The organism is Marinobacter halodurans (assembly GCF_004327985.1).
In the GTDB taxonomy this organism is placed as follows: Bacteria; Pseudomonadota; Gammaproteobacteria; order Pseudomonadales; family Oleiphilaceae; genus Marinobacter_A; species Marinobacter_A halodurans.
Genome location: NZ_SJDL01000040.1, coordinates 1 through 26,757, shown reverse-complemented (window position 1 = coordinate 26,757; position 26,757 = coordinate 1). Strand labels below are relative to the sequence as shown.

Sequence of the window (26,757 nt, the reverse complement as noted above, 5' to 3'; positions counted from 1 at the left end):
GGTATCATCCGGTGCCAGCACGGTTTCAAACAGGACACCTTTGGAAATTGCAGACGCCAGCATTATGAGCAGGGCCAGTAGGGTGACGCGCACGATCACCTTTTGTGGCGTCATCCTGGAGCGTCTGCGGAAAAACACGACGATCAGCCCAGGTTCAGGTGCTTGCGGAGAAACTGGCCAATATCCAGGATCTCCTCCAGGCAAACGCTGTGATCCATCGGGTAGGTTTCATAGCTGACGTCGTAGCCCATGTCCTGCAATGCCTGGACGCTCTTCCTGCCCAGGCTTTCCGGCACCATCGGATCGTGGGTGCCGTGGTAGATCCGGATGGGAATGCGGCGATTGGCCTCGGATGGCTGGATGCTACCGGCCGTCGCGAAGTAGGTGGACAGGCCGAGAATGCCCGCCAGAGGCTTGTCATAACTCAGGCCCACCTCATAGGCCACCGCCCCGCCCTGCGAGAAGCCGGCGATGACAATCCGTCGGCTGTCGATGCCCCGGTCGATTTCCTGTTCGATCAGTTCGACGATGGCATCCGCCGACTTGCGCAGCTGTTCTTCGTCGACAGTGCGGTCGATATCCATGGCCTTGATGTCATACCAGGCCGGCATATGCATCCCACCGTTGATGGTCACCGGCAGGTTGGGTGCGTGAGGAAAGATGAACCGCACGCCCGCATCCTGCGGCAACCGCAGCTCGGGCACCACCGGTTCGAAATCGTGGCCGCTGGCACCCAGGCCGTGCAGCCAGATGACGGCCGCATCGGGGTTGGGTCGGGTTTCGAGTTCTATGGTCTTGAGTGTGGTCACAGTTACCTCACAACGTTGATTTTCAGGATTAGGGATGTGTCGGCAGTCTACCGAATCCAGTGCCACGGCTCACCGGGCACGGGCTCAGCCGGCTGTTCCAGGCTTCGGGCCTGGACATGGGCAATCAGGTCCGGCAGGAAAGCCAGGAAATGCGCTTCCAACTCGCTGTCGTGCTGCCAGATCTCTTCGATAACGCCCTCAAACCGGTTCGCAAAACGGATGCGGCCAGCGATCCGGTCCAGCGCAAAGCCTACCTGTTCCAGGTCCCGGTAGGCATCAAACCAGTCATGTCGGATCATCCGTTCCACAACCGTGGCCATGGACGCCGGCATCAGGTGCTCTCCGGCTTCAAGATCGGCATAGGCCCGGGTTACGAAGGCGTCGAAATCAACGGTTGCGAACCTGGACCAATGGCGGATCAGGAAATGATCGTAGAGCACGTCCAGCGCGATGCCGGCGAAACGCCGGCGGCGGGATGAGAACAGAGCCTTGGAAGCCATGACCTCAGGATGGCGATCGGTATAGGCGTCCACCGCCCAGTGGTTTTGCAGGCCCTGGCGGACGGGCGCCGGCAACGCCTCCGTCCGCACACCCCGGGCAAAATCTCCCAGCAGGTTGCCAACGCGGGAGGGTGTCGTCGGCTGTGCCAGGAAAAGGTGCGCGAGGTGATTCATGGTGGGATCAGCTGTCGGTCAACGGTGGCGCCATGGCTTTAAGCATACTGTTTACCGGGTTGGCATACATCGCCAGCAGGAACGGATGCAACGCCCGGTCGGCGGCGGCCAGTCGCCGCTCCAGTTCGGCCCGTGCCGCTTCGATATCCGCCGGTGACCAGGCTTCTGCGGTTTCGATCGTTTCCGGAACCTGGGGTTCCGTCTGGTGGCTCAATTGGTTCACCTGGCTCATGTCGTAGGCAATGAGGTTGGAGGCATGCAAGTGATAGTGACGGTGCATGTCGTCGTCGATGCGCGCAGCCAGCTCTTTCGCCGTATCCGGCGAGTCGGTGATGGGGGCACCGAAATGCACGTGCACGTGCCCCTTGAAGCCGGTCAGTCCCTGCACGATCTGGTCGGTATCCTCGTCAGCATGCTTCTGGTAGGAGCCGGTTCTTGCCCGTGCTTCCAGCTCCCGGGCCTTGGGCATGTCGCAGGGGTCGTACTCATAGGCGATCGAAACCGGCACGATGCGAAGCCGGTTCATCGATTCGGCAAAGCTGACGCCGGATTTCTTCTGGCTCATGTAGAACATCTTGATGATGGCCGGATCCGTCAGGTCCAGTCCATCCTTGGCACGGCCTTCCCGCTGCGCAATCCAGATGCTCTGGTTGTCCTCGATCGAGTGATGGATGAACGCCGACAGGGTCTGGTAGGCGTCCCGCATCTCCCGTGGGCTCGACATGCTGCGCTTGACCACGAAGCTCTTGTTCAGGCGCATCATCTCCGCGAAAAGCCGGTTCTGCAGCAGGTTATCGCCGATGGCGATGCGCGTGGTCTGCTCCTTGTTCTCGTGCAGCAGGAAATTCACCACCATCGGGTCGAACACGATGTCCCGGTGGTTGGAGATGAACAGGTACGCGGTGTCCTTATCCAGCCGATCGAGGCCGGAGTGGGTCAGCCGCGTTGTGGTCCGCTCGATCAGCTGGCCGACAAGCGGATGGAGGCGTGCCTGCAGTCTGCCAATGGAATCCACACTGCCGAACTCGCGTTTCAGCCAGCGGCTGATCCAGAACCGGGTCACTGCGGGCGCCAGGCGGGTCATGGTGGGCGCCTTGAAACGGCCTATGAGCGTCAGGAACTCCGGATCATTGATCAGGCGGCGGATGGCACCCGGGGTTTCGTCATCCCGGTACGGCCGAATTGCATCGAAATCCTGCATGGTGTCCTTGTTGGAAATTTTTTTGGGGCGAAAACCGCAGCTATGCCCGTCCATGCCAAGGTTCCGTGCGGGCGACTATGGCGCCATCGATTCGAAACCTGTCGGCAAGTTTAGGTGGCGCCATTCTACCGCGCCAGATCAAAGGGCGACATTGTACCGTCCCCGACGGTGAGAAAAAGGCCCCGTCTCTGGTATCCTTCTCGCCTTCCATTCATCTGCCGTCCTGAAACCCTATGACCCTGACCGAGAGACCACCGGCCACCGATCCCGAGAGCCTGAAAGCCCGTGCCCAGACGGTGCTGCACGACACCTTCGGTTTCGAGGATTTCCGCCCGCTCCAGGGCGACGTGGTCGAGGCGTTGCTCCAGGGCGAAGACGCCTTGGTGCTGATGCCCACCGGTGGCGGTAAATCCCTGTGTTACCAGGTGCCCGCGGTGGTGCGGCCGGGCGTCGGGATCGTAATCTCGCCCCTGATTGCCCTGATGCAGGACCAGGTTGCGGCACTGAACCAGGCGGGTGTTCGTGCCGCCTTCCTGAATTCCACCCAGTGGCCGGATGAAGCCCGGGGCATCGAGAACGCCCTGGTCCAGGGCGAACTGGACCTCCTCTACTGTGCGCCGGAGCGTCTGCTCCAGCCGCGCATGCAGCAACTGCTGCACCAGGCACCGCTGTCGCTGTTCGCGATCGATGAGGCGCATTGCGTGTCCCAGTGGGGGCATGATTTCCGGGAAGACTACCTGTCGCTGGACATGCTGGAGCGGGAATTCCCGAGCATCCCACGCATTGCCCTCACCGCCACCGCCGATGAGCGGACCCGGAAGGAAATCGCCGAGCGCCTGCACCTGACCGGCGCCCGGCATTTTATCAGCAGTTTCGATCGCCCCAATATCCAGTACAGAATTACCGAAAAAGACAATGCCAACAAGCAATTATTGGCATTTATTAAAGAAGAACATCAGGGTGACTCCGGGATTGTCTATTGCCTGTCGCGCAACAAGGTGGAAGCCACCGCGAAGATGCTGAGCGACAAGGGCTACGCGGCACTGCCCTATCACGCGGGGCTGCCGGCCGATATGCGGGCGGCGCATCAGGAGCGATTCCTGCGGGAAGACGGCATCATCATCGTGGCCACCATCGCCTTTGGCATGGGGATCGACAAACCGGACGTGCGCTTCGTGGCCCACCTCGACCTGCCCAAGAGCATCGAAGCCTACTACCAGGAGACCGGCCGGGCCGGGCGTGACGGTGCCCCTTCCAATGCCTGGATGGTGTACGGGTTGCAGGATGTGATCAAGCTGCGGCAGATGCTGGAATCCTCTCCGGGGAGTGATCATTTCAAGCGCGTCGAGCGCCAGAAGCTGGATGCGATGCTGGGGCTCTGTGAGGTCGTGGACTGCCGCCGCCAGGTTCTGCTGCGCTACTTCGGTGATGAACTGCCGGAACCTTGCGGTAACTGCGACACCTGCCTTGAGCCGCCGAAAACCTGGGACGCCACCGTAGCGGTCCAAAAGGCCCTGTCCTGCGTGTTCCGGACCGGTCAGCGATTCGGCGTCAACTACCTCATCGACGTACTGCGCGGCGTGGACAACGATCGCATCCGCAGTATGGGGCACGACAAGGTCAGCACCTTCGGCATTGGTGCCGACCTGTCTGCCCGCCAATGGAAGAGCGTATTCCGCCAACTGGTGGCCAACGGCTCGCTGCAGGCCGATGCGGAAGGCTACGGCGCTCTCAGCCTGACCGAGAACTGCCGCCCCCTGCTCCGCGGCGAGGAGACGGTCTGGCTGCGCCAGGATCCGGAACGCCGGAAAACCAGCAAGGGCAGCTCCGGCAGTAAGCGCCAGTTGGTGGTCAGCGATCCCGAGGGCTGGGAAAAACTCCGCGCGCGCCGCAAGGAGCTGGCCGACGAACAGGGCGTTCCACCGTACGTCATCTTCCACGATGCCACCCTGCTCGCCATGCTCGAACAGAAGCCGCGTGATCTCGATGCCATGGGCGAAATCAGCGGCATCGGCGCGGCAAAGCTGGAGAAATATGGCGAGAAGTTTCTCGAGGTGCTCGGGACGCTGGACTGAGCTCTCACAGGTAACCCGGTGTGGGCTGACGCAGGAAGCCCACAATTGGTGTCCAGGCATCACAATATTTCCGGATTGCGGACCTCTTTAAGGCACCATCCATTTCCGGCGACTGGCCACAACCGTTGGGCATTAAAGCTTTGTCTTCGGGATAGCGCCTGTTGGGCTTCCTGCGTCAGCCCAATCTACGAGTGGCCAATGGCTTGCTCAAATCCTTTCTTCCGCACCCGGTAATGCGCTACTGAACGGGCGACCAGGGTGCCGGATTCGTCTTTCAGTTCGCCTTCCAGCGTAAAGGCCGCACGGCCTGTGGTGTCCGCATCCGCCTGGATCGCTTGGCGTGTGGTTTCGGACATGCTCAATTCAATGGTCACGTCACTGTTGGCTGGTTCCAGAAATTGCAGCGACATCTCCTTGAGGATGGGGATGTAATCCGGCCCGAGATCGAACAGCGTCATCACCCCACCCGGAATTTCCGCCACCAGGAAGTAGGCGCCGGCGTAGAGGCTGCCAAAGTGATTATGGTTCCCCTTGAGCGCAATGCGTGCCCGCACGTAACCCCGGCTAACGGCCTCGACCCGAAACCGGTTGCGGGTGGCGAACGGGATCGACAGGCCGACCAGCCGATTCACCATACGGATGCCTCCCTGGCGCTGCAGCCAGTTCAACGGCTTTTCCAGACCGGCCTCCGGGTCCAGTCCGGCCAGCCAGTCGCCGGTCATTGCGATCAAACGATTCTTCATCGGCTGCTTCCTCCCGTGGTTGGTCGCAGATTCCCAAAATGGGACCCGGCAAACAACTTTTAGCATCATTTAATGATTCACTGGCAGTCCAGTTGGTTAAAGCCGCTACACTGAAGCAAGTGGTACCGCATAGGACGTGCTGTGTTGTCACACCGGGGATTTTCATTGGGGCCGATCCTGCGAAGGCCCATGCGGTCTATCCGTCTCCTTCTGGCCTCGCTCGGCCAGGCGCTGCCTGTTGCAGTTGCTCTTATCCTGCCGGTGCAGGCCGCTCCCCTGGCAGATTCACAGATACCTCAACAGATTATCCTCTGGTACCGCAACTACGACAGCCCTGCCATTCAGGCCCTGCTCGACCTGGCGCTGACGAAGACGCCGGAGTACGGCTCATATACTCTCAAGCGCAGTCCGGAAATGAACCAGGGACGGGCATTGAGAGAGCTGGCAAACAACAATTCGCGGGCGGTCCAGGTGGCCAATGTCGCCGCGTCCCCGGAAAGGGAAGACGATCTCCTGGCGGTCACCATCCCGATCGACGGCGGCCTGCTTGGATATCGCGTCTGCGTGACGACCCGGGACATGCTGCCCCGGTTCAAGGGTATCACCCGGCTTGCAGACGTCCGGGAAAGGCACATCCGGTTCGGCCAGGGACGCCATTGGCCGGACACCCGAATCCTGGAAGCCAATGGCCTGGATGTGGTGACCCATCCCGGGTTTGAAACCCTGTTCGACATGCTTGAGGGGGGACGCTTCGAGTGCTTTGCGCGGGGCGTCAGTGAAGTGTATTACGACCTGGCTTTGCGGCGGGATGAGAACCTGGTCATCGAGCCCAACCTGCTGTTCACCTATACCATGCCCAACTATTTCTTTGTCGGGCGCCAGGACATCGGCCTGGCCGTCCGGATCCAACTGGGTCTGGAGCGTGCCATCGCCGACGGCAGTTTCGCCGAGTTCATGAATACCTACTACACCCAGCCCATCGAGGCACTCAACCTTTCCGGTCGCCATGTCTTCCATCTGGGAAATCCCTGGCTGCCGGGCGGCATGCAGGGGGTCGGCAAGGATGTACTCCAGAACACAAAGGTCCGGGTCCACCTGGGCGAGGAGCCGGGAGCCCGGCCCTCGCCCAACGACTGACCATTATTCCGTCGATCAGACCTTGAACCGCTCCACATTGTCATGCAGGGATTGACCGATCTCGTCGATCTTGCCGCTGTAGATGTCGTTCTCGCTGGTGGCGGCGGCCGCTTCCTGCCCCTGGTCCGCGATGCGGTTGATGGAGGCATTCAGCTCTTCGGTGACCGACGTCTGTTCCTCGGAGGCCGTCGCGATCTGGGTGGTCATGTTGCTGATCGACGTGATGGCTTCGGCAATCCGGTTCAGGGAATCCATCGCATCCTGGGCCTTCTCCATACTGACATTGGATACCGCCCGGGATTCCTGCATGACGTGGACGGCGTTGTCGGCGCCCTTCTGCAGGCGTTCGATCATCGCGTTGATTTCTTCGGTACTGTCGTGGGTCCGGCGCGCCAGGTTGCGCACTTCATCGGCCACCACGGCAAACCCGCGACCGGCCTCACCGGCCCGGGCCGCTTCGATGGCCGCGTTCAGCGCCAGCAGGTTGGTCTGCTCGGCCACATCCTGGATGACTTCCAGGATCGTGTTGATCTGGGTGACGTCCTTGCCAAGGGTTTCGATGACCTCGGCAGCCTGGCCAATCTCGGTTGCCAGGCGCTCGACCGCATCGCGTGACGCCTTAACGGTGGCCTGGGTGGACTGGGCATCCTGGTCCGCCGTATTCGACGCGTCCGCCGTCTGCTGGGCATTCTGGGCGATCTCGTTGGCGGCCGCCGACATTTCGTTGATGGCGGTCGCCACCATGTCGATCTCGGTCTGCTGACTTTCCACACTGTTACGGGAGGCTCCGGCCGTCTGGCGCAGCGATCCGACCGCGTCCCGCAGCTCGATCGCACCGCGTTGCACATCCCGAACCACGGTCTGCACATTGCCGATGAAGGCGTTGAAGCTCTCGGCAGTCTGGCCAAACTCGTCTTTGGTATCGACATCCAGGCGCTGGCTCAGGTCGGCGTCGCCACTGGCGATGTTCTTCATCGCATCGCGCAGGTTTCGAACGGGTCTCATCAGGACCCGTACGCCGATGTTGAGCAGGATCAGCGTGACGATGATGCCAACGACCGCGACGATCGTGCCGGTGATCCGCGCCGATTTCACCGGGGCCATGATCTTGTCGTCGTTGGCGAAGGCGCCCAGGTACCAGTCGACACCCTGCGTCCCCTTGATCGGGTGGAAGCTGACACGCCAGTCCGCATCGTTGATGCGATAGATATGCTTGCTGCCATCCAACTGCGGAGCGCCGCCGATCAACTGGTCGATCTTCTTGCCGACCAGCTTGCGGTTGGGGTGGAAGAGAATCACGCCCTTGTCATTGATCAGCGTGGCGTACCCGGTATTGGCCAGGGTGACCGGCGACAGGATACGGTCGATGGTTTCCAGGGTGATATCGCCGCCAACGACCCCTTTGAACGTGCCGGATTTCACCGGGGCAACCGTCGAGATAATCATGTTGTGGGTGCTGACATCCTGGTACGGGGCCGTGAACGAGGCCTCTCCCCCGGACTGGCCGAGCTTGTACCAGGGCCGTACACGGGGATCGTAACCGTCGGGAAGCGTGGCATCGTCGGCTGGCGACTTCATCAGCATGTAGCCGTCCGCACGCCCGACATAGACGTTTTCAAAACCGCCGCCCTCGGTCGCCGACTGGAGAATGGCCCGGGCCTGGTCCTCACCGTCGATCTGCCGAAGCGCGTTGGCAGCGCCCTCGGTAATGGCCAATCGACTGTTGAGCCATTCGGCGATGCTCGCAGTACTCTGGGCAATGGAATCGTCAACCAGTGCGTTGACATAGGTGTCCGTCGTCGACACCAGTCGACGGTCGCCCATGACGGCATAGGTGCTGATCACGAGAATAAGAAGGATCGCGACGGCGGTCAGCAGTTTTTGGCCGAATGACATACTGCGCATGAAGGGGGTCCCCGATCTGATCGTTGGAATTGGTTGCTTGTCCCATCCATGGTCTGTGGCGGCGACGGCAATCCGGCATACCCGGCGGCAGGGTTCCCGGGGCGTCGGGCGCCAGCGGCGACGGCCAATCCTACAGTAGTCGCCCATGACTATTAGATCGGCCGGTGGTGTCCTAACTTTAGGCGGGATTTTGGAATCGGCCGGACAGCGCAACCGGCGAAGGGAGGATGCCGGTACCGGAGGCGCTGCCCCCATGTCGAGATACCGCAAGGCCCATATTTGATCTGTTATGCTACCCCCTTATTGATCGCCCTTTTTTGCAACCCTTTGCTACACGCTTCTACTGCCCGGGAGACGCCTTGATGGCTCACGAAGAACTGCATCTCAATCTCCGCAACCTGACCGATGACGACTATCCCCAGCTCAAGGCGCTGATGGATCTTGTCTATAACGACATTGGCGGCGCCTGGCCCGAGGATACGATCAAGGAACTGGTGGAACAGTTTCCCGATGGCCAGATCTGCATCGAGGACAATGGCGAGCTGATCGCCGTCGCCCTGACGGTCTGCGTCAACTACGACCGCTTCAGCAACCCGCACACCTATGACGACCTGATCCTCAAGAACGAGCGGATCTGGCACAACGACGACGGAGACGCCCTCTACGGGCTCGACGTGTTCATCCATCCGGACTACCGGGGTTACCGGTTGGGCCGGCGTCTCTACGAGGCGCGCAAGGAGCTGTGTCGGTCACGCAATTTCCGGGCGATCCTGGCCGGCGGCCGGATACCGAACTACTACAAGTTTTCCGACCAGTTCACGCCGGCAGAGTACATCGAACGGGTCGACCGCAAGGAAATCTACGATCCGATCCTGACGTTCCAGCTCTCCAACGATTTCCAGGTCACCCGACTGATGCACAAGTATCTCCCGGAAGACCAGAAATCAATGGGTTATGCCACACTCCTCGAGTGGAATAACATCCTATACACACCGCCGGCGCCGGTCCTCAAGACCCGCAAGACCCAGGTGCGCATGGGGGCCGTCCAGTGGCAGATGCGGGAATTCACTTCCGTGGATGAAGTCCTCAAGCAGGTGGAGTACTTCGTCGACGCGCTGTCCGACTACAAGAGCGACTTTGCCCTCTTCCCGGAGTTCTTTAACGCACCGCTGATGGGGCTGACCGACCAGTTGGACCAGACCCGTGCCATCCGCTTCCTGGCCGGCTTCACCCAGCAGTTCCGGGACCAGATGTCCGAGATGGCCGTGAGCTACAACATCAACATCATCACCGGTTCCATGCCGCTGTTGGACAATGAACGGCTCTACAACGTCTCCTACCTCTGCCACCGGGATGGCCGTGTGGACGAGCAGCGCAAGATCCACATCACGCCGCACGAGCGCCGGGACTGGGTGATCGAAGGCGGCAACCAGTTCGAGGTCTTCGAGACGGACGCAGGCCGGGTTGCCATCCTGATCTGTTACGACATCGAGTTCCCGGAACTGGGACGGATTGCCGCAGCCCAGGGGGTCGATATCATCTGCGTGCCCTTCTGGACCGACACCAAGAACGGCTACCTGAGGGTTCGGCATTGCGCCCAGGCCCGGGCCATCGAAAACGAGTGCTATGTGGTGATTACCGGCAGTGTGGGCAACCTGCCCAAGGTCGAAAACCTGGACGTCCAGTATGCCCAGTCATCGGTCTTCTCGCCGTCGGACTTCGCTTTCCCTCACGATGCGGTGATGGCGGAGACCACGCCCAACACCGAGATGATCATGTTCTCGGATATGGACCTGGAAAAACTGACGCTGGTGCGTGACGAAGGTTCGGTCACCAACCTGAAGGATCGTCGTACGGATATGTACTCCGTGTCCAAGACCTCGGACCAGTAAAACGCCGGGCCAGCTGCAGGCGACGTGGCACAAAGTGTCACAAATGGTTACCATGCGTCTGCATCTGGCCCCTTACGACACCTTGTAAACTTGAACAAGACGTCAAAAAGTTTAATGTACAAGGCTGATCACGTTGCCATATTGCCCGTCGCTGACTACAGTTTGAGCAATATTGCAGGTGAAAGGCGTCAGTCGAGGGTACGATCGAACGCAGTCGATGCCCATTGAAGGTGCCGCCGGGGAACCCCGACGGTGCGAACCTGTCTTCAACCGGTAGTAGATTTTGCCGGAACAGCGGTTTTGCCCATGGATCGAATGGATCTCACAAGCACACAGCCCCTGCCCGACCTGACGGCGCGCTTTCGTTTCAAGAAAGGCCTGTTCAGGAAGGAACTGATCGAATCCCGTATTTTCGGACTGGACGAATACGGCTGCATCCTGAAAACAGACAAAGTCTTCGAGCCCGGCGACACCCTCCAGTTCGACCTCATCATGCAAATGCCGTTCGACAACATCGAAGCGGAAGGCCTTCAGGGACTGGTCGTTGAGGTGAGAAAGCACTGTAGCAATTTCTTCTATTCCATTGATTTTGCAGCCTCACAGACCCGCACCGACGCGGATCTGCGCGGCAAGTTGGGTCGCATTCAGGAAGTGCTCGAGCGCAAACAGTCGTTGCGCTCAAGGCGCAGTCAGAGTGGCACCGGCGCCACGCAACTGGCCTGATCGTACAGGGATTCTGGACAAAACCCGTGGCAGGTTGATGGCGCCACAGGCAATCCGGACAGACAGGGAAAGGGCGTCACACTCCCCCAATCCTGCTTGAAGATTTCAGCGTAACCGCCTGACGGGAAACGCATCGAAACACCGCAGTCATCAATAAACCAGAGCAAACGGGGAATGAACCATGGCCAAGAAAGAGAAGGCAGGTGTCGATAAACTGGTGAAGAAGGTCAACAAGGAATTCGAGAAGACCTCCACCCAGATCGAAAAACTCATTAACGACGCATTCAAGCAGTTCGACGCCCTGCAAAGTCAGGTCCAGGAACCGATTCGCAAGCTGCTGGATGAAGTAGAAAAGCTCCGTGAGCGCGAAATGAAGCGTTTCAACGAAGAGCTGGATCGTCGCCTGAACGAATTCCACGAACTGCAGCATCATCTGCTCGAGCGCGTAGGTCTCGCTTCCAAGGAAGTGAAACAGACCACCGCGAAGGTCGCCGACAAGACGCAGGAAACCGCTGCGAAGGCAACGCCGCCTGCTGCGAAAACCGCGGCTAACAAGGCTGCCAAGACCGCCAAGACGACCACCAAGAAGGCCACGACCAAGCCAGCGGCCAAGAAGCCCGCCGCCAAAGCCTCGGCGAGCAGCAAGGCATCCGCATCCAAGGCGCCCGCCGCAAAAAAAGCGGCTGCACCGAAGAAAGCCGCAGCCACCAAGACGGCCACGGCCAGTAAGCCGAAAGCCGTGAACGAAAACGACCTGACCAAGGTCAAGGGCATCGGTCCGGCGACTGCCAAGAAAATGCAGGCCAAAGGCATCACCTCCATCAAGCAGATCGCCGATCCGTCCGCCGAGGAAAAGGAGAAAATGAAAGAATTCTCCACCATGCGCGGTTACGACACCTGGTCTGCCGAGGCAAAGAAGCTGCTCTCCTGATTCGAATACCGGGGGGCGGTCACTGCGCCGTCCCCCAACCTTTCCCCATTGCGTTGATCCGATCCGAGCGCCGTCCGGCGGTTCTCGTCAAACGTCTGTCTGCGTATCATACGCAACCGTTTATCTTGTCTGAGGTTGAATGATGCGCTCTCCCGAGCAGCCCGTTCTGCGCGATATCGTCCTGATCGGCGGTGGCCACAGCCACGTCGGCGTGTTGCGACGGTTTGCCATGAAGCCGGTGCCAGGCGTTCGACTGACCGTGATCTGCCGCGACACCCACACCCCCTACTCCGGCATGTTGCCGGGTTATGTGGCCGGCCATTACGACTATGACGACGTGCACATTGACCTGCGTCGCCTGGCCGAATTTGCCGGCGCTCGCTTTTTCCGGGATGAGGCCCTGGGCATCGATCGATCGTCCCAACAGGTGCTCTGCCGCAATCGACCGCCAGTGCCCTATGACCTGCTGTCGATCAATATCGGCTCCGCACCGGGACTGCGCGACGTACCCGGAGCGGATCAATACGCCGTCCCCGTCAAACCCATCCACGATTTCAACAACCGCTGGCAGGCCTTGCTTGAGCGTTGCGAGCATCATCAGGGGCCGCTGTCGATTGCCGTCGTCGGTGCCGGTGCCGGCGGCGTCGAGCTGATCCTGGCCATGCAGTATCGCCTGCGCCAGGTGTTCAAGTCCCTGGACAAGGATCCGCGCCAGTTGCGCTTCCATTTGTTCGACGCCGACAGCACCTTGGTGCCCACGCACAACGCCCGGGTTCGGGCCCGGCTGGAAAGCGTGGTCCGGGACCGCGGCATCCGCCTTCACCTGGGCGATCCCGTGGTCAAGGTGAGCGCCAACCAGATTCATACCGCCGGCGGCAGCTCGCTGGCCGTCAATGAAACCCTCTGGGTCACCCGGGCCGGCGCGCCGGACTGGTTGAAAACGACGGGACTGGCGCTCGACGAAGACGGCTTTATCCGCACCCGGGACACACTGCAAACGGAAACCGACGACCGCATCTTCGCGGCCGGCGATATCGCGCACGTCTCCGAACATCCCCGGGAAAAAGCCGGCGTGTTTGCCGTACGCCAGGGGCCGCCTTTGGCGGATAACCTGAGACGAGTTGCACTGGGGCAAACACCCAGGCCGTTCCATCCTCAGCGCCACTGGTTGGCACTGATCAGCACCGGCGACCGCTACGCCATCGCGTCCCGGGGCGCCCTGGGATTCGGCGGCCGATGGGTCTGGCGCTGGAAGGACTGGATCGACCGGCGCTTCATGGCCCGTTTTAATGATTTGCCTGCGATGGCGGAATCGGCGCAACAGCCCGACACCTCGGCCGCGCTGAACGACGAGGATGCCGCCCAGGCGATTTCAGCACTGGCCATGCGGTGCGGCGGTTGCGGTGCCAAAGTGGGCAGCACCGTCCTGTCCCGAGCCCTGGCCCGGATCCAGCCCGTCGAACGCGATGACATCCTGGTGGGCCTGCATTCACCCGATGACGCCGCCGTACTCGCCGTCCCCGACGGCAAGGCGGTCGTCCAGACCATCGACTTCTTTCGCGCGTTCATTGACGACCCCTATGTGTTCGGACGTATTGCCGCCAACCACAGCCTCGGGGATATTTTCGCCATGGGCGCCGAGGCCCAGAGCGCCACGGCCATCGCCATGGTGCCGGCGGGGATCGAGTCCAAGGTGGAAGATCTGGTGTTCCAGATGATGAAAGGCGCCGTCGATGTCCTCAACAGCGCCGGCTGCGCCCTGGTTGGCGGGCACACCGGTGAAGGGCTGGAGCTGGGATTGGGCTTTGCCGTCAACGGTCTGGTCGACCCGGATGCCATCCTGCGCAAGGATGGCCTGCGACCGGGCAACGTCCTCATCCTGACCAAGCCGCTGGGCACCGGCACCCTGTTTGCCGCCTACCCGCGGCTCAAGGCCCGCGGACGCTGGATCGACGGTGCCCTGGCGCAGATGCAGGTGTCCAACCAGAGAGCCGCCCAGTGTCTGAAAGAATTTGGAGCCACGGCCTGCACCGACGTCACTGGCTTTGGATTACTGGGGCATCTGGTGGAAATGACCCGGCCGTCCGGCGTCGATGCGGCACTGGATCTGCCCAGCCTGCCCCTGCTGGAAGGCGCCGAAGAGACCTTGAAAGACGGAATCCTGAGTTCGCTGCAACCCGCCAACGTGCGATTGCGGCGGGCGATTCGCAACCAGGCCGAGAAAGCGGAGGATCCCCGCTACCCGATCCTGTTCGATCCGCAGACAGCCGGCGGGCTGCTCGCCGGCGTGCCAGCGGACCAGGCCGAGGAATGTCTGGCCGCCCTGAAAGAGCGGGGGTACGGGCAGGTAGCGATCATCGGAAAAATCCTCGAGGCGGGCGATGAACTGGCGCCCATCCGCCTCGTGTAACCGCGCAGGATGCGTCAGGCGGAGTGCTTCAATCCACTGCAGTAAGGCGGTATTCTTGCGCACCCAGAACCCAATGCCGGAGGGAAACCCGGCGAAACAGGCATCGACGGAGAAAACAACATGCTGAAACAGATTCGACGGGCGTTGCTGCTCTCCCTGGCGCTGGTGGCCCCGGTCATGGCGGACACCTTTGTCTTTACTGCGATTCCCGATAACGATGAAACCCGACTGCGTGAGCGTTTCCAGAGCGTGGCCGATTACCTGTCCGAGCAACTGGACGTGGACGTGCGTTACGTACCGGTGAAGAGCTACGCCGCTGCGGTCTCTGCATTCCGCAACAACCAGGTGCAACTGGCGTGGTTTGGTGGCCTGTCCGGCGTCCAGGCCCGGCAGCTGGTTCCTGGCTCCGAGGCGATTGCCCAGGGCAAGGAAGACACCCAGTTCATCACCTATTTCATCGCCCACAAGAGCACCGGCCTGGAGCATTCCGACACGCTGCCCAAGGCGATCAGGGGCATGACCTTCACCTTCGGCTCCAAGGGCTCCACCTCCGGTCGGCTGATGCCGGAATACTACATTCGCCAGGCCTTCGGCGAGGCCCCGAAAGACGTTTTCAGCCGCGTCGGTTTCAGCGGTAACCACTCCCGGACCATCCGCCTGGTGGAATCCGGCACCTATCAGGTGGGCGCCGTGAACTACGCGGTCTGGAACAGCGAACTGGATGCCGGCAAGATCAACACCGATGCCGTCAAGGTCATCTGGGAGACCCCGCCTTACCAGGATTACCAGTGGACCATCCGCGGCGACGTCAACGAGCGTTTCGGCGAGGGCTTCAAGGATAAGGTCAAGCAGGCGCTGCTCAACATGGACGATCCCGAGCTGCTCAAGAAATTCCCGCGCTCCGCCTTTATCCCGGCCAGCAATTCGGATTACGACTCCATCCGCGAAACCGCCAAACAGATCGGAATCATCGACTGATGGATGCCGTCCACCTGCGCAACCTGACGGCCGCCTACGGTGGCCAGCAGGTCCTGGGTCCGATCTCGCTGGACATCCGTCCGGGCGAGCATATTGCGCTGGTCGGCGGCAGCGGTGCGGGTAAATCGACGCTGCTCGGCCTGCTCTACGACCAGGTGCGGGACCGGGCAGCGCTGGTGCCCCAGGAGCAGGGACTGGTCCAGTCCCTGCCCGTTTTCCATAACGTCTACATGGGTCGATTGGCGGCGCACTCGCGCTGGTATAACCTGCTCAACCTCGTCTGGCCGCGCCGGCGGGAACTCCGGGCGATCGAACCCCTGCTGGAAAAACTGGGCATCCCGGACAAACTCCGCACGCCCGTAGCCACCCTGTCCGGTGGCCAGAAGCAACGCACGGCCATTGCCCGGGCCCTGTTCCAGGAGGCGGAGATCCTGCTCGCGGACGAGCCGGTGTCCGCGCTGGACGGTCCGCTCGCCCACGTTGTCATGGGCCTGATGACCGAATCCTACGCCACCTCCGTTGTTGCCCTGCACGATATCGACCTGGCCCTGCGCTACTGCGATCGCATCATCGGCATCCAGAATGGCCAGATTGCCCTGGATGACATGACCCGGCGCCTCACACCCAGCGATATCCTGCCGCTTTACTAGGAGACGCCCGGCCTCGTGATCCTATCGTCCACATCCGTCAGGATTACCGCCGCCTTTGTGGCGATAGCGATCCTGTGCCTGTTTGCGGCGGATCTGGCGATCACCACCATCAATCCCTGGCAGGACCTGGCGGCATTGTTCCTGGGGATGGTCACCCCGGATTTTTTCTCCCTCGAGCACATCGGCACCGCGCTGCTACGCACACTGGCCTTTGCCTTTACCGGTGTGGCCTTGGGCAGCGTCAGCGGTTTCCTGCTGGCCCTGGTGTTTCGGTTCCGGGCGGTGCGGATGTTCTGCGCGTTCATCCGGGCCATCCACGAACTCTTCTGGGCGCTGATCTTCCTGCAGTTCTTCGGCTTCCATCCGCTGACCGGCGTGCTGGCGATCGCCATTCCCTACGCCGGCATCTTCGCCAAGGTCTACTCCGAAATCCTGGACGAAACCGATCCAACGCCGGAGAGAGTGCTGTCCCGCAAGGTGGACGTGTTGTCGTCGTTTCTCTACGCACGGATTCCGGACGCCCTGCCGCACCTGATCACCTACACCTCATACCGGCTGGAGTGCGGTCTGCGATCCAGCGCGGTGCTGGGTTTCGTGGGGCTGCCGACATTGGGCTATTATCTGGAGTCGTCCTTCTCCCAGGGCTATTACTCGGAGGTGGGCGCCCTGCTCCTGTTGTTCTATGTGTTGATCGCCACACTCAGGCTCTGGGCCCGGCCGCGACTGATTCCACTGTACGTGATCGCAGCGCCGTTTTTCCTGGGGGATGGACTGCCGATCGTCTGGGGCAATGTGGTGCGTTTCTTCACCCAGGACATTGTCCCGTCACCGCTACGGGATGGCGAAGGGCTATCCGGATTGTGGCACTGGCTGTCGGATCTTGCTGTCAACCAGGCGATGCCCGGCATCTGGAACACCCTGGTGTTGACGCAGATCGCCCTGGTGCTGACCGGCCTGGTGACGCTGATGGCCTTTCCGCTGATTTCCCGCCATTTTGGTGGACCGACCCGGCGGGGGCTGGGCCATGTCGTACTGGTCATCGCGCGGTCGACGCCGGAATACGTAATCGCGTACATCCTGCTCCAACTCTGGGGACCGTCCATGCTGCCGGCGATTGTCGCCCTGGCGCTGCATAACGGCGGCATCATCGGCCACCTGATCGGTCGTCGCAGCAATGAGATCACGTTGCGCCCGGATGCCCCCAAGGGCATAGAACGCTATGGCTACGAACTGCTGCCTCGGCTGTACAGCCCGTTCCTGGCCTTCCTGTTCTACCGCTGGGAAATCATCATGCGGGAAACCGCCATCCTGGGTATTCTGGGGATCTACACGCTCGGCTTCTTTGTCGACAGCGCCATCCAGAACATCCAGTTCGACAAGGCCATGGTGCTGATCCTGGTCACGGCCTTTCTCAATATCGGTGTGGATGCCATCTCCCGCCGCGTCCGTGCCCGCCTGAAGCTCAAGGTCTCCATGACCTGCGAAGGCCACTGACACGCCTTTTACATCAGATTTTGCACTCCTTCACGTCTTTCACCTGATATTCGGCAGTAACATTTGGTTACAATCCGGGCTCAACATGAGCGACCAGCACGACAGGGATCGTATGATGGGATTAATCGTATCGGGTGTGGAATTCAGTCTGGCTGTCCTGCTGGCGCTGATGGCCTATCGCATGTATTCGCTGGCCCGCCTGCGGCCATTCCGCTCGACGTCCGCGTTCGCGCCGGCGCCCGTAGAGACAGCTTCCGTGTCCACCGCATTTCCGGCGACTGAAGCCACCCGGAAGGCCTACCAGCGAGCTGCCGACGGCCAGGGCGGCCGACACCCGTTACGCGCCACCGACCTGGTGACCCAGTTGCACATCTTCGCGTCGATCCAGCTTACCGATGTGCGTCACCACGGCCTGATCCTGCGCGATGCGGCCCCCACCCTGAAATCGCTGGCGGTGGCCTATTTCCACGGCGCCGCTTGCGGCCTGGCATATAGGCACGTAAAGGAACGGGAAAGAATTCAGGAGGCGGCCATCAAGGTCATCCAGCACGCGCTGGACATCGGGGATATCGTCATCGAGCAGATGCTGTCGGACCTGACCGCCAGCAGCAGTCTGCTGCACTGCTACCGGAACGGACTGGAGGGTGCTGAGCACTGGCAGGAGCACCGGTTCGTACCGGAAGCGCAATCGCTCTACACGTCGCTGACCGAAAACGCCCTGCTCTGAAGCCGCCCCCTGTCTTAGGAACCGGCCTGCCCCGCAGCGCCCTTGGCAACGCGCCATTCCGTACCCAGGTTCAGGGGCGCAATATCCGGATGGGCTCCCTCCGGGACACCCCATACCACCGGTCGATTCAGGCTGCCGTCTTCCTGGCGCGTCATGCTGTCCAGATCCACCGAGTGAACAGAGTAATGGGTCTCGCCGACGATGACCTGGCTGCGGTGCGTCAGGCCGAAAATGAAGCGGCAATAATCCAGTTTGAGCTGCATCAGGTCCTGCTCGGCCTTGTTGATCTTGCGCAGGAGAACCTTCTGTACACTGTCGGCGTAGTCCATAGCATCATCCGTGAAGCGAGAAAGTAAGAGCGGTATCGCTTTCACATTATTTTAACATGTCCGAACCTCGACAGCGCCTGCCGTGTAGGCCTGGAGGTGATGGAATTCACGTTCCAGGAGTGGGAATAGGATGGAGGAGCTAGGGAATGTGCCGGGGGCACGAATGGGGCACCTTCGGCGCCTCAGAAGCTAAAGCATCTGCTACATGCTCGAGCTGTATTCAAAATGTAGCCGACGCTTTAGCTTCGGAGCAGCCCGCAGGGCTGCCCTATGTTCCAGGCGCCTGACCGGCCCTCAAACCAGTAGCGTAGGTTGGGCTGACGAAGGAAGCCCAACATCCGTTATCCAATACATTCAAAATTTTGGCAGGAGCTCCCAAGAGCAAAAGGCTGGATAGAGATCGGGGCCTTCCGTAAATTGTTGGGCTTCCTTCGTCAGCCCAACCTACGCAGGGTTTGCAATAAAGGTGGTGTTTATTTGGCGGATACCACGTTATGGAACACCACAACCTCAGGCATCGCGACATCCGAACCACCCTGCCGCAAAGCCACCTGCCAGGTCATCTCGGGATCCACACTACACACCGGTGCCTGACTTTGCCCCCGAAACTGGCCAGGTTCACCGGTTGGCGTCAGCGCTACCGGGAAGGTCCCCATCTCCATGGAATAACCGCTCAGAACCGCCATCAACCGCTCAGATGAAGCGACGCTTTCAGGCGCAGACAGCGACAGCGTAAGGGTTGGAGGCGTGGTCTTCCCGGATAGGCTCAGGCTCACTTGCCAGTCGCCTGCCTCGTTTCGCCACTGGCAGGCGCCATCATCCAGGTTGCAGGTTTCGGCCGACGTCTTGGCCGCCTCATCGGTGGAGCGCAGGTAACGAGGCCCCAGGACCAGCAGAGCCACCAACCCGACAATCAATACAACAACAGTCAATCCGCGCAGCAAACCCGTGCCTCCCGATCAATTGAGCCTGCATTCTCCGGGAAAACACGGGGCAATGCCATGCTGCGCCTGAAGTAGATCACGTCATGCGCTGGGTGACCGCCTTGAAGCGGGTCAATACGCTCTCGATCCGGCTTAAGGATTCAGCCACGCCACTTTTCTGGTTATCAGCAAATTCCAGTCCAAAGATCGTCCCGTCGTCTCCGACCCGGGAGTTGCGGACGACGGCCTGGGCTTGCTCCACCGTGATGTCGCCCACCTCGGTGTTCAGGCGCAGGCTGAACTGGATCTTGTCCCCTTCGCGAAACGCATGGTCACCCACAATGGCCATACCCAGTCTGTTGAAATCGCTGACGCTGACATCGATCCAGCGATTGGAAAACAGGTTGCGCCGTACTTTCACGCGGGCGTCCATCTGTATAAACGGTAAACGTTCCCGCCGCCGTCGTTCCTGCATCAGGTCTCTCCACTTGTCGATAGGCCGTGGTGGTTTGGCAAGGCCAATTGAAGTTGTTGTTTTCCATGACTTTATCAAAAGATCCTGGCGGAACGCGGCTCTGGGTCACAGTTTGCAGGGCGGGTTAGACGAGTTTTTGGCGTCATCTATGACACAATGCCAACGACGCCCCGTCAGAGCGAGCGGTGGCGGGTGATGCGGAACGTATCGGTGATGGATTCGCCGTTCCAGACGTAGCGCAGATGCGGGCCTTGCCAGGGCAGACCCATGGTGCGTGGGCGGAAGGCCGCAACGCATTCACCACCGGCATGGCGGACGCTGGGATAAAGCAGACCGTGGCTGCCGCCGGCCCGGCGCTGGGCGGCAAAAGCCTGGCAACGGGGATAGCTGTCCAGATCAGGCTGGTGGAGGCTGGCGTAGGTCTCCGGCCGGATGTCGTCCAGGGGCAGTACTACCCGGCTGATGTAGCAGCGCATGGTCAGTTCCATGGGCGGGTCCTGCGTGGCCCGGAGAAAGCGTTCCCGGTGGAAGACCGTTTCGCGGATGGCGGTCTCCAGACTGCTGGCGGCGTAATAGACGCCAAAATGACCGTCGGTAAACCGGCTGGCCGCACCGGTATGGGTGAACGCGGCCATCAGCGGCGTCGACCCGGCTCCGAAAACCCGATCCTCCGGCGCGACGCGCTCGATGTCGCCCGTGAGATCGCGCAGGCGGTCGTTGGTCAGCCCTTCAATCTCGGCGGCAATATCAAATTCGTCCTGGGACAGGACCGACTCGAAAATCTCGATCGGCGGGAAGTGCGACGGCACGATCCGATGGGCTTCCCAGCCGGGAACGCAGGTTTCCGGTTCCGGCCATGCCGTCATCTACCAACCCCGCTGCGCGTCGAGATAGCGGCGGGTCTCCGCCAGGTGCATCATGCTGCCGCGGGTCATGAATTCCAGGGCGGAGTGGCCGTTGAACGGCAGCGCCTGGTTGGGCGCCTTGATCCAGCGCGTCGCCAACTCCCGGCTGGGATAGAGAATCTGCAGGGCTTTGTAGATCCCCATGATGTAGCTGATCCGTTCCAGCAGGTCCCGGTTCAGGCGCTGCGCCGGCAGGCGCGCATAGTTGTTGAGCGTGGAGCGCGCGATGTCCCCCAGCAGTTTCTGGCGATCGGCCTGGGTACAACCCCACTCCGCCGTGATGTTGAAAAACGCCTTCAGCGCAACCTGGCCGCGCCGCTCCTCGCCATGGAGGTCTGTGGCGGTTGTCGTATCCGGTAGTGTCATCGCGCGACTCCTCCGGGCACCCGGCCCGTTTATGGTTTCAGTCTATGCTTCTCGCTCCAGCCTGTCCATAATTGTACATCCAAGTATAAGTCGACCATATTCGAACAACTGCGGAGTAGGTAAATTCCACGACAACGAATGACCTGAATCACCGGAAATCGTGGGATTCGGCGCGATTTATAGAGGATCGGGTCATGCCGGACAGCCCCGCTTTCGTATAAAATGCCCGTTTGCCCGAAAGGGCCTCCCGATTCAATCGGCCAGACAGGAGCGCGTGTGCATCCCGACATCTCCGTCACCAACCTCTATAAAACGTACGCCTCCGGGCACCAGGCCCTGAAGGACATCAACCTCGAAATCCGCCGGGGCGAGATCTTTGCCCTGCTGGGCCCCAACGGCGCCGGCAAGACGACGCTGATCAGCATCATCTGCGGCATCGTCAACCACACCAGCGGCACGGTGCTTGCGGACGGCCACAACATTGCCTCGGATTACCGGGCCGCCCGTGCCAGGATTGGTCTGGTCCCCCAGGAACTGAACACCGACGCGTTCGAGACCGTCTGGGATACGGTCAGTTTCAGCCGCGGCCTGTTCGGCAAGGCACCCAATCCGGCGCATATCGAGAAGGTGCTCAAGTCCCTGTCCCTCTGGGACAAGCGGGACTCGCGCATCATGGCCCTCTCCGGCGGCATGAAGCGCCGGGTGATGATCGCCAAGGCCCTGTCCCACGAGCCCCAGATCCTGTTCCTCGACGAGCCCACCGCCGGTGTCGACGTGGAGCTGCGCCGGGACATGTGGGAACTGGTCCGCCGACTGCGGGAGAGCGGCGTTACGATCATCCTCACCACGCACTACATCGAGGAAGCCGAGGAAATGGCCGATCGCATCGGTGTCATCAGCCAGGGCCAACTGATCCTGGTGGAAGACAAGCACACGCTGATGCGCAAACTGGGCAAGAAAGAGCTGCGGCTGCATCTTCAGGCTCCGCTGGAGAGTGTTCCCGAGTCCCTGTCCGATCTGCAGCTGGAGCTGTCCGAAGACGGCACGGAGCTGGTCTACACCTTTGATACCAGCGAGGAGCGCACGGGCATCGCCACCCTGCTCCGCCGCCTGGCCGAACAGGGTGTGGACTTCAAGGATCTCCGCACCCGGGAAAGCTCCCTGGAAGAGATTTTCGTCAACCTGGTCAAGGCGAAGGTATGAACGTTTACGGAATCCGCGCAATCTACAAGTTCGAAATGGCGCGCATGTGGCGAACGCTGATGCAGAGCGTCCTGTCGCCGGTCATCTCCACCTCGCTCTACTTCGTGGTGTTTGGCTCCGCCATCGGTTCCCGCATGGGCGACATTGACGGGGTCAGCTACGGCGCCTTCATCATTCCCGGCCTGGTCATGCTCTCGCTGCTGATGCAGAGCATTTCCAACGCCTCATTCGGGATCTACATGCCCAAGTTTTCCGGCACCATCTACGAGGTGCTGTCCGCTCCCGTGTCCTTTGTAGAGGTGGTCATCGGCTACGTGGGGGCGGCGGCGACCAAGTCCACCATCCTGGGCCTGATCATCCTGCTGACGGCGCGCCTGTTCGTGGACTACTCCGTCGATCACCCGATCTGGATGTTCCTGTTCCTGGTGCTGACGGCCATCACCTTCAGCCTGTTCGGCTTCATCATCGGGATCTGGGCGGACACCTTCGAGAAGCTGCAGATCGTGCCGCTGATGATCGTCACACCGCTGGTTTTCCTGGGCGGCACCTTCTATTCCATCAGCATGCTGCCGCCGATCTGGCAGACCATCACCCTGTTCAATCCGGTGGTGTACCTGATCAGCGGCTTCCGCTGGGCGTTCTATGGCATTTCGGACGTCAACGTCCTGCTCTGCGCCGGCATGACGTTCCTGTTTATGGTCATCTGCCTGGCGATCATCGCCATGATCTTCAAGACCGGCTACCGGCTGAGAAGCTGATGCGCCGGCGACACCTGCTTGCCGCCACCACCATCGTGGCGGCACTGACCGGACTGGAAGGTTGCCGGACGCCGTCAGAGGCGGCCAGCCAACTGGATAAGGTTCAGGTGTGCATTCAATCCCAAAACGGCATCCAACCGGTCACGGCCGAGCTGGCGGTAAACGATTCGCAACGCCGCAAAGGATTGATGGGACGCGAGTCGTTGGCCCCGGATCATGGCATGCTGTTCGTCTACCAGGAACCGCGCCCGCCGGAAGCCACCTTCTGGATGTACCACACCTTCATTCCGCTGGATATCGCCTACATCAGCGAGGCGGGTGACATCCGCGCCATCCGCAGGATGCTGCCCTGCACCGCCGACGATCCCGACCGCTGCCCGCAGTACCCGGCCGGCGTCCGCTACACCATGGCCCTGGAAATGCCCCAGGGTTACTTCCGCAGCAACGGCATCCGCGAAGGCCATCGCGTGGACGTCCTCGAGACACCGAACGCCCGCTGCCCTGATCCCGCCGCCTGAATCACCACCGATTAACCGAAGAAGACCGCGTGCAAAAGGCGCCCGGGCACCAGCGTGAAGAGCCCGGCGCCAATCAGCCCGAACACGAACAGCGAGACCATGATGCGTCCATGCTGGCGGTAGCGCTTCTTCCTGAGGCTATACAATGCGCCACACAGACCAAACAACGTCAGCAGCGAGAGCAGGTGGATCGGGCTCCAGGGGCCGAGCAGCCGTATCTGGTGAATAAAGAACGACGACACCGCCACGACGAACATGGCAAGCACCCAGGCCATCCCGACGCTACGGTGCCACAGCGTCCCCCGGGTCCCTGCCAACTGCGCGATACCCAGCACCAACGCCAGACAGGCTGCCGCAACGTGCAACTGTATGGCGGGTGGCGCATTCATCAGAACAGACACGGTCATTGCCTTAAGCTCCTTTATGCAACAAGTTGCATATTGAGCTAAACCGCCCCTGTTATGCAACAATGCGCATAATAAAAATCAGGAGACGGATGATGGCACTGCGTTACGCGCTCATGGCGGCCCTTCACGAAGCGCCGGCCACCGGGTATGAATTAACACAAAGGTTCCGGTCGCGACTGGCGAACGTCTGGAATGCCAGCCACCAGCAGGTCTATCGCGAACTGGCCCGCCTGCTCGAAGACAACAAGTTGCTGGTCGAGACCGTGGCGCAGTCGGACAAACCGGACAAGAAGCGCTACCACCTGACGATCGCCGGCCGGAAGGATCTCGAAGAATGGTTGAACACGCCGCAGCCGCGCCCACCCGTGCGCGACCCTCTGCTGGTGAAGCTGTTCGCCGGTGATCTGTTGGACAGCGACGTCCTGAAGGAGGACATCGAGAAGTTGAAGCAGGACTGGCTGGCCCAGCTCGGTTATTTCCGCAGCATTGAGCACACCTACTTCCGTCAGCCCAGCGCGCTCTCCCGTCAGTATCGGCTGCAGTACATGGCCCTGCGTCGGGGCATAACCCAGATTACAGCGGGCCTGGAGTGGCTGGAGGAACTGGAAACAACGCTCGAGGAACTGGACGACGCGCCGTAGATCCCCTTATTCGGGGGCCGGCTCATCAAGGGAGACCGATGCCGGTCCTGGCAGCACCGGAATCACCGGCGTCGGCCAATATTCCTTGACCGCCCTCCCCTCATGCAGCCGCTTGAGAACCTCATAGCTTGCCCGGCCCATCGCCTCAAAGTCGATGGACACGAACCCCTGTATCAGCCCCTCGTTCATCAGGGCCGTGTCCTGGGGCCGCAGCCCTCCGGTCGCCAGGATAAAGAGCTTCTCCCGGGAGCGTAGCTGATCGCGAAAGGGCGCCAGCGCACTGCGTAACCGATTGTGGTCCAGCAAAGGCCAGGCGCCAACCGAGACAATCGCATCCGAGTGTTCATAGGTATACGCGGTAAACACCTGGGTCACGGCCCGGCTCTTGTCGTCGGCGTTGTACCAGGGGCAACGTCCGGTCTCCGTCCAGCCGTTTTCGCCGGTTAGAAGCCCTGGCTCATCCGGCGTTGGATCCCCGGTCAGCGCCTGCCGCACGCCCAGGAGCCGCTCATTCAGATTGGTGTCGAACGGGCTGGCGGACATCAGGCACAAGGTGCCCCCGTCCATAAACAGATTCACGATCCGCCCCAATTGCCGCCCGATTTCCGCGTTATCCGGCCCCACATAGGCTTGACGCAGCGAGTGAAGGTCGTCCGGTAAGTCGGAATCAAAGGTAATCAGGGGAATGTTCCGCTCGGCAACCTGCGCCAGACTCTTCCGCGCCAGGTACTCACCATTGGTCACCGACAGCGCCATACCATCCACATCCCGCTCAAGCAGATGCCGAATGGCCAGGTCCTGGTTGCGAAAATGCGCTGCACCCTTGGGGCCCACATGGACGCAGTGATTTCCATCCTCCGAAGCCGCCTGCTCACAGCCCCTGGCGGCAGCGATGAAGTTGGCGTCCTGGAGACTCTTGCTGATCAGGGCAAACGTCAGCCCCTGGCCATGCGCGGCCGGAATCGCGAAAACGGAAAATGAAAGGACAATCCCAGTGACTCGCCTGCGGAGATCCATATCCAACCACCCTGAAGCGGGAATGTAGCCACGTGCCTGTGGTCTTTGGCTGCGGTACAGACAGTATAGCGGGCAACCCGGTATTCGCAGGAATCAGGCGCCATATGACTGAAAGTTTTTGGTGCCCGGGGCCGGACTCGAACCGGCACGCCTTGCGGCAAGAGATTTAAGTGCTCCAGTACCTACTGATTTAAGGCGGGCGTAATGAGTCAAAGGGTTAGGAGTCGACCTGCCAGTTGCTAACAAACCTGGGATTTTCCCGAGATGTTTGCCTGCCCCATTCGTTCCCCTTGCCATTCCAGCAGCAACACCATAGCATTCCCCATGCTGTAAAAAGGACCCAAGGACACACAGGACAAGGAAGCAGTCGCAATGTCCTACGCGCTCTACGTTACGGGCGGCTATGGCTTCACCGAAGCCATACTGCCCACGCTGTTGCATCCGTCTAATGCGGTGGACATTGCCCGGGATTATTTCACCCGAGGCTATCAGGGCCATCATATCGACCTGCCGCCGGATGCGGATTTTTCGCAAAGCGGTAACCTGACCGACACCCAGAAACGCAAGCTGCTGGACGACCTGCAGGACGGGCGTCTTGTGCTCGCCAGCCGCTATGGGCCGGGCTTTGAACTGTTCACGGAATCCAGGGCGAGCCCCGATTTGCTGCGTAACGATCTGCCACCCGCACTTCGGCACCGTCTACAACAGCATTGGCCCAGCGGAGCGCGGGGTGCTTTCGCCCGCTCCGACTCCCTGGCGCCGGCCATCGAGCCCGTGAGCCGTTCGCCAGAGCGTCCCGTTCCGGAAACACCTGCGCCGGGATCGGGCCCTTACCACGTCAAGCTGGTCTACCACTGGCCCGACGG

Annotated in this window: 27 protein-coding genes; 15 read left to right on the top strand and 12 right to left on the bottom strand. The window is 60.8% G+C overall.

Annotated features, from left to right (window positions below):
* Positions 1 to 143 precede the first annotated feature (143 nt).
* Genes EZI54_RS19590 through EZI54_RS19580 form a run of 3 tightly spaced genes read right to left on the bottom strand, consistent with a single transcriptional unit; the run spans position 144 to position 2,684 of the window.
* On the bottom strand, positions 144 to 809 hold the full coding sequence (locus tag EZI54_RS19590; protein WP_131483572.1) for an alpha/beta hydrolase: 666 nt from the start codon (positions 807 to 809) through the stop codon (positions 144 to 146).
* A gap of 47 nt (positions 810 to 856) precedes the next feature.
* A complete protein-coding gene (locus EZI54_RS19585) occupies positions 857 to 1,483 on the bottom strand; it encodes an acyl carrier protein phosphodiesterase (protein ID WP_131483571.1) in 627 nt (208 codons plus the stop codon).
* A 7-nt stretch (positions 1,484 to 1,490) separates the two neighbouring features.
* Complete coding sequence (locus EZI54_RS19580) at positions 1,491 to 2,684, bottom strand: 1-acyl-sn-glycerol-3-phosphate acyltransferase (RefSeq protein WP_131483594.1); 1,194 nt, start codon at positions 2,682 to 2,684, stop codon at positions 1,491 to 1,493.
* Between the two features lie 233 nt (positions 2,685 to 2,917).
* Between EZI54_RS19580 and recQ the strand changes: the two genes are divergently transcribed.
* Complete coding sequence (recQ, locus tag EZI54_RS19575; protein WP_131483570.1) at positions 2,918 to 4,759, top strand: DNA helicase RecQ; 1,842 nt, start codon at positions 2,918 to 2,920, stop codon at positions 4,757 to 4,759.
* Between the two features lie 185 nt (positions 4,760 to 4,944).
* Here the strand turns inward: recQ and EZI54_RS19570 are convergent, their stop codons facing one another.
* Positions 4,945 to 5,502: a DUF4442 domain-containing protein gene (locus EZI54_RS19570; RefSeq protein WP_131483569.1), complete on the bottom strand. Its 558-nt coding sequence runs from the start codon at positions 5,500 to 5,502 to the stop codon at positions 4,945 to 4,947.
* Between the two features lie 189 nt (positions 5,503 to 5,691).
* Between EZI54_RS19570 and EZI54_RS19565 the strand changes: the two genes are divergently transcribed.
* On the top strand, positions 5,692 to 6,639 hold the full coding sequence (locus tag EZI54_RS19565) for a type 2 periplasmic-binding domain-containing protein (protein WP_242674531.1): 948 nt from the start codon (positions 5,692 to 5,694) through the stop codon (positions 6,637 to 6,639).
* Positions 6,640 to 6,654: 15 nt separating this feature from the next.
* On the opposite strand, the gene EZI54_RS19560 is transcribed toward EZI54_RS19565, so the two are convergent.
* Positions 6,655 to 8,544 (bottom strand): methyl-accepting chemotaxis protein, encoded by a 1,890-nt coding sequence (locus EZI54_RS19560; RefSeq protein WP_207389278.1) that lies wholly within the window; start codon positions 8,542 to 8,544, stop codon positions 6,655 to 6,657.
* A gap of 362 nt (positions 8,545 to 8,906) precedes the next feature.
* Here EZI54_RS19560 and EZI54_RS19555 point away from each other — a divergent pair, with 362 nt between their 5' ends.
* The 8 genes from EZI54_RS19555 (at position 8,907) to EZI54_RS19520 (ending at position 18,349) form a co-directional block, all read left to right on the top strand.
* The gene (locus tag EZI54_RS19555) at positions 8,907 to 10,436 is read left to right on the top strand and encodes a bifunctional GNAT family N-acetyltransferase/carbon-nitrogen hydrolase family protein (RefSeq protein ID WP_131483568.1); all 1,530 of its coding nucleotides are present in this window, start codon (positions 8,907 to 8,909) and stop codon (positions 10,434 to 10,436) included.
* 315 nt (positions 10,437 to 10,751) lie between these two features.
* Positions 10,752 to 11,159: a hypothetical protein gene (locus tag EZI54_RS19550; RefSeq protein WP_328797770.1), complete on the top strand. Its 408-nt coding sequence runs from the start codon at positions 10,752 to 10,754 to the stop codon at positions 11,157 to 11,159.
* A 181-nt stretch (positions 11,160 to 11,340) separates the two neighbouring features.
* On the top strand, positions 11,341 to 12,090 hold the full coding sequence (locus tag EZI54_RS19545; protein ID WP_131483567.1) for a helix-hairpin-helix domain-containing protein: 750 nt from the start codon (positions 11,341 to 11,343) through the stop codon (positions 12,088 to 12,090).
* Between the two features lie 139 nt (positions 12,091 to 12,229).
* Positions 12,230 to 14,500: a selenide, water dikinase SelD gene (selD, locus tag EZI54_RS19540; protein WP_341352862.1), complete on the top strand. Its 2,271-nt coding sequence runs from the start codon at positions 12,230 to 12,232 to the stop codon at positions 14,498 to 14,500.
* Between the two features lie 120 nt (positions 14,501 to 14,620).
* Positions 14,621 to 15,478 carry a putative selenate ABC transporter substrate-binding protein gene (locus tag EZI54_RS19535; RefSeq protein WP_131483566.1) on the top strand — a complete coding sequence of 286 codons (858 nt, stop codon included), beginning with the start codon at positions 14,621 to 14,623 and terminating at the stop codon, positions 15,476 to 15,478.
* Complete coding sequence (locus EZI54_RS19530; RefSeq protein ID WP_131483565.1) at positions 15,478 to 16,128, top strand: phosphonate ABC transporter ATP-binding protein; 651 nt, start codon at positions 15,478 to 15,480, stop codon at positions 16,126 to 16,128. Before EZI54_RS19535 ends, EZI54_RS19530 begins: the two co-directional genes overlap by 1 nt.
* Before the next feature lie 18 nt (positions 16,129 to 16,146).
* A complete protein-coding gene (locus tag EZI54_RS19525; protein WP_131483590.1) occupies positions 16,147 to 17,622 on the top strand; it encodes a PhnE/PtxC family ABC transporter permease in 1,476 nt (491 codons plus the stop codon).
* Positions 17,623 to 17,734: 112 nt separating this feature from the next.
* Entirely contained in the window at positions 17,735 to 18,349 is a 615-nt protein-coding gene (locus tag EZI54_RS19520; protein WP_131483564.1) for a hypothetical protein, read from the top strand.
* 14 nt (positions 18,350 to 18,363) lie between these two features.
* Here the strand turns inward: EZI54_RS19520 and EZI54_RS19515 are convergent, their stop codons facing one another.
* The 5 genes from EZI54_RS19515 to EZI54_RS19495 all read right to left on the bottom strand — a co-directional run bounded on the left by EZI54_RS19515 (position 18,364) and on the right by EZI54_RS19495 (position 21,347).
* The gene (locus tag EZI54_RS19515; RefSeq protein ID WP_131483563.1) at positions 18,364 to 18,678 is read right to left on the bottom strand and encodes a hypothetical protein; all 315 of its coding nucleotides are present in this window, start codon (positions 18,676 to 18,678) and stop codon (positions 18,364 to 18,366) included.
* A gap of 473 nt (positions 18,679 to 19,151) precedes the next feature.
* Entirely contained in the window at positions 19,152 to 19,622 is a 471-nt protein-coding gene (locus EZI54_RS19510) for a hypothetical protein (protein WP_131483562.1), read from the bottom strand.
* Between the two features lie 76 nt (positions 19,623 to 19,698).
* Positions 19,699 to 20,076 (bottom strand): PilZ domain-containing protein, encoded by a 378-nt coding sequence (locus EZI54_RS19505; RefSeq protein ID WP_131483561.1) that lies wholly within the window; start codon positions 20,074 to 20,076, stop codon positions 19,699 to 19,701.
* Positions 20,077 to 20,249: 173 nt separating this feature from the next.
* Positions 20,250 to 20,942, bottom strand: coding sequence for an RES family NAD+ phosphorylase (locus EZI54_RS19500; RefSeq protein ID WP_131483560.1), 693 nt, complete (start codon positions 20,940 to 20,942; stop codon positions 20,250 to 20,252).
* Positions 20,943 to 21,347 carry an MbcA/ParS/Xre antitoxin family protein gene (locus tag EZI54_RS19495; RefSeq protein ID WP_131483559.1) on the bottom strand — a complete coding sequence of 135 codons (405 nt, stop codon included), beginning with the start codon at positions 21,345 to 21,347 and terminating at the stop codon, positions 20,943 to 20,945. It lies immediately after the preceding gene.
* Positions 21,348 to 21,623: 276 nt separating this feature from the next.
* Here EZI54_RS19495 and EZI54_RS19490 point away from each other — a divergent pair, with 276 nt between their 5' ends.
* From EZI54_RS19490 to EZI54_RS19480, 3 genes are read left to right on the top strand one after another with little or no spacing between them, the layout of a single operon-like run.
* Positions 21,624 to 22,550 carry an ABC transporter ATP-binding protein gene (locus tag EZI54_RS19490; protein WP_131483558.1) on the top strand — a complete coding sequence of 309 codons (927 nt, stop codon included), beginning with the start codon at positions 21,624 to 21,626 and terminating at the stop codon, positions 22,548 to 22,550.
* Positions 22,547 to 23,308, top strand: a complete 762-nt coding sequence (locus EZI54_RS19485; protein WP_131483557.1) for an ABC transporter permease — start codon at positions 22,547 to 22,549, stop codon at positions 23,306 to 23,308. Before EZI54_RS19490 ends, EZI54_RS19485 begins: the two co-directional genes overlap by 4 nt.
* Complete coding sequence (locus EZI54_RS19480; RefSeq protein ID WP_131483556.1) at positions 23,308 to 23,826, top strand: DUF192 domain-containing protein; 519 nt, start codon at positions 23,308 to 23,310, stop codon at positions 23,824 to 23,826. Before EZI54_RS19485 ends, EZI54_RS19480 begins: the two co-directional genes overlap by 1 nt.
* 11 nt (positions 23,827 to 23,837) lie before the next feature.
* Here the strand turns inward: EZI54_RS19480 and EZI54_RS19475 are convergent, their stop codons facing one another.
* The gene (locus EZI54_RS19475; protein WP_131483555.1) at positions 23,838 to 24,233 is read right to left on the bottom strand and encodes a DUF2306 domain-containing protein; all 396 of its coding nucleotides are present in this window, start codon (positions 24,231 to 24,233) and stop codon (positions 23,838 to 23,840) included.
* Positions 24,234 to 24,325: 92 nt separating this feature from the next.
* On the opposite strand from EZI54_RS19475, the gene EZI54_RS19470 reads away from it, so the two are divergent.
* The gene (locus EZI54_RS19470) at positions 24,326 to 24,874 is read left to right on the top strand and encodes a PadR family transcriptional regulator (protein ID WP_131483589.1); all 549 of its coding nucleotides are present in this window, start codon (positions 24,326 to 24,328) and stop codon (positions 24,872 to 24,874) included.
* Positions 24,875 to 24,880: 6 nt separating this feature from the next.
* Here EZI54_RS19470 and EZI54_RS19465 read toward each other — a convergent pair whose 3' ends face one another.
* Positions 24,881 to 25,891, bottom strand: coding sequence for a substrate-binding domain-containing protein (locus EZI54_RS19465; RefSeq protein ID WP_131483554.1), 1,011 nt, complete (start codon positions 25,889 to 25,891; stop codon positions 24,881 to 24,883).
* Between the two features lie 372 nt (positions 25,892 to 26,263).
* Here EZI54_RS19465 and EZI54_RS19460 point away from each other — a divergent pair.
* Positions 26,264 to 26,757, top strand: a 494-nt coding sequence (locus EZI54_RS19460; RefSeq protein WP_131483553.1) for a hypothetical protein, incomplete at its 3' end; no start/stop codon positions are given.

What these genes read in the sequence shown, in the direction of transcription:
- EZI54_RS19520 (WP_131483564.1), top strand. Translation starts at nt 17,735, where the DNA reads ATGATGGGATTAATCGTATCGGGTGTGGAATTCAGTCTGGCTGTCCTG.
- EZI54_RS19530 (WP_131483565.1), top strand. Translation starts at nt 15,478, where the DNA reads ATGGATGCCGTCCACCTGCGCAACCTGACGGCCGCCTACGGTGGCCAG.
- EZI54_RS19550 (WP_328797770.1), top strand. Translation starts at nt 10,752, where the DNA reads ATGGATCTCACAAGCACACAGCCCCTGCCCGACCTGACGGCGCGCTTT.
- EZI54_RS19565 (WP_242674531.1), top strand. Translation starts at nt 5,692, where the DNA reads ATGCGGTCTATCCGTCTCCTTCTGGCCTCGCTCGGCCAGGCGCTGCCT.
- EZI54_RS19545 (WP_131483567.1), top strand. Translation starts at nt 11,341, where the DNA reads ATGGCCAAGAAAGAGAAGGCAGGTGTCGATAAACTGGTGAAGAAGGTC.
- EZI54_RS19480 (WP_131483556.1), top strand. Translation starts at nt 23,308, where the DNA reads ATGCGCCGGCGACACCTGCTTGCCGCCACCACCATCGTGGCGGCACTG.
- EZI54_RS19570 (WP_131483569.1), bottom strand. Translation starts at nt 5,502, where the DNA reads ATGAAGAATCGTTTGATCGCAATGACCGGCGACTGGCTGGCCGGACTG.
- EZI54_RS19585 (WP_131483571.1), bottom strand. Translation starts at nt 1,483, where the DNA reads ATGAATCACCTCGCGCACCTTTTCCTGGCACAGCCGACGACACCCTCC.
- EZI54_RS19500 (WP_131483560.1), bottom strand. Translation starts at nt 20,942, where the DNA reads ATGACGGCATGGCCGGAACCGGAAACCTGCGTTCCCGGCTGGGAAGCC.
- selD (WP_341352862.1), top strand. Translation starts at nt 12,230, where the DNA reads ATGATGCGCTCTCCCGAGCAGCCCGTTCTGCGCGATATCGTCCTGATC.
- EZI54_RS19505 (WP_131483561.1), bottom strand. Translation starts at nt 20,076, where the DNA reads ATGCAGGAACGACGGCGGCGGGAACGTTTACCGTTTATACAGATGGAC.
- EZI54_RS19465 (WP_131483554.1), bottom strand. Translation starts at nt 25,891, where the DNA reads ATGGATCTCCGCAGGCGAGTCACTGGGATTGTCCTTTCATTTTCCGTT.
- EZI54_RS19580 (WP_131483594.1), bottom strand. Translation starts at nt 2,684, where the DNA reads ATGCAGGATTTCGATGCAATTCGGCCGTACCGGGATGACGAAACCCCG.
- EZI54_RS19555 (WP_131483568.1), top strand. Translation starts at nt 8,907, where the DNA reads ATGGCTCACGAAGAACTGCATCTCAATCTCCGCAACCTGACCGATGAC.
- EZI54_RS19495 (WP_131483559.1), bottom strand. Translation starts at nt 21,347, where the DNA reads ATGACACTACCGGATACGACAACCGCCACAGACCTCCATGGCGAGGAG.
- EZI54_RS19475 (WP_131483555.1), bottom strand. Translation starts at nt 24,233, where the DNA reads ATGACCGTGTCTGTTCTGATGAATGCGCCACCCGCCATACAGTTGCAC.
- EZI54_RS19560 (WP_207389278.1), bottom strand. Translation starts at nt 8,544, where the DNA reads ATGCGCAGTATGTCATTCGGCCAAAAACTGCTGACCGCCGTCGCGATC.
- recQ (WP_131483570.1), top strand. Translation starts at nt 2,918, where the DNA reads ATGACCCTGACCGAGAGACCACCGGCCACCGATCCCGAGAGCCTGAAA.
- EZI54_RS19535 (WP_131483566.1), top strand. Translation starts at nt 14,621, where the DNA reads ATGCTGAAACAGATTCGACGGGCGTTGCTGCTCTCCCTGGCGCTGGTG.
- EZI54_RS19515 (WP_131483563.1), bottom strand. Translation starts at nt 18,678, where the DNA reads ATGGACTACGCCGACAGTGTACAGAAGGTTCTCCTGCGCAAGATCAAC.
- EZI54_RS19485 (WP_131483557.1), top strand. Translation starts at nt 22,547, where the DNA reads ATGAACGTTTACGGAATCCGCGCAATCTACAAGTTCGAAATGGCGCGC.
- EZI54_RS19470 (WP_131483589.1), top strand. Translation starts at nt 24,326, where the DNA reads ATGGCACTGCGTTACGCGCTCATGGCGGCCCTTCACGAAGCGCCGGCC.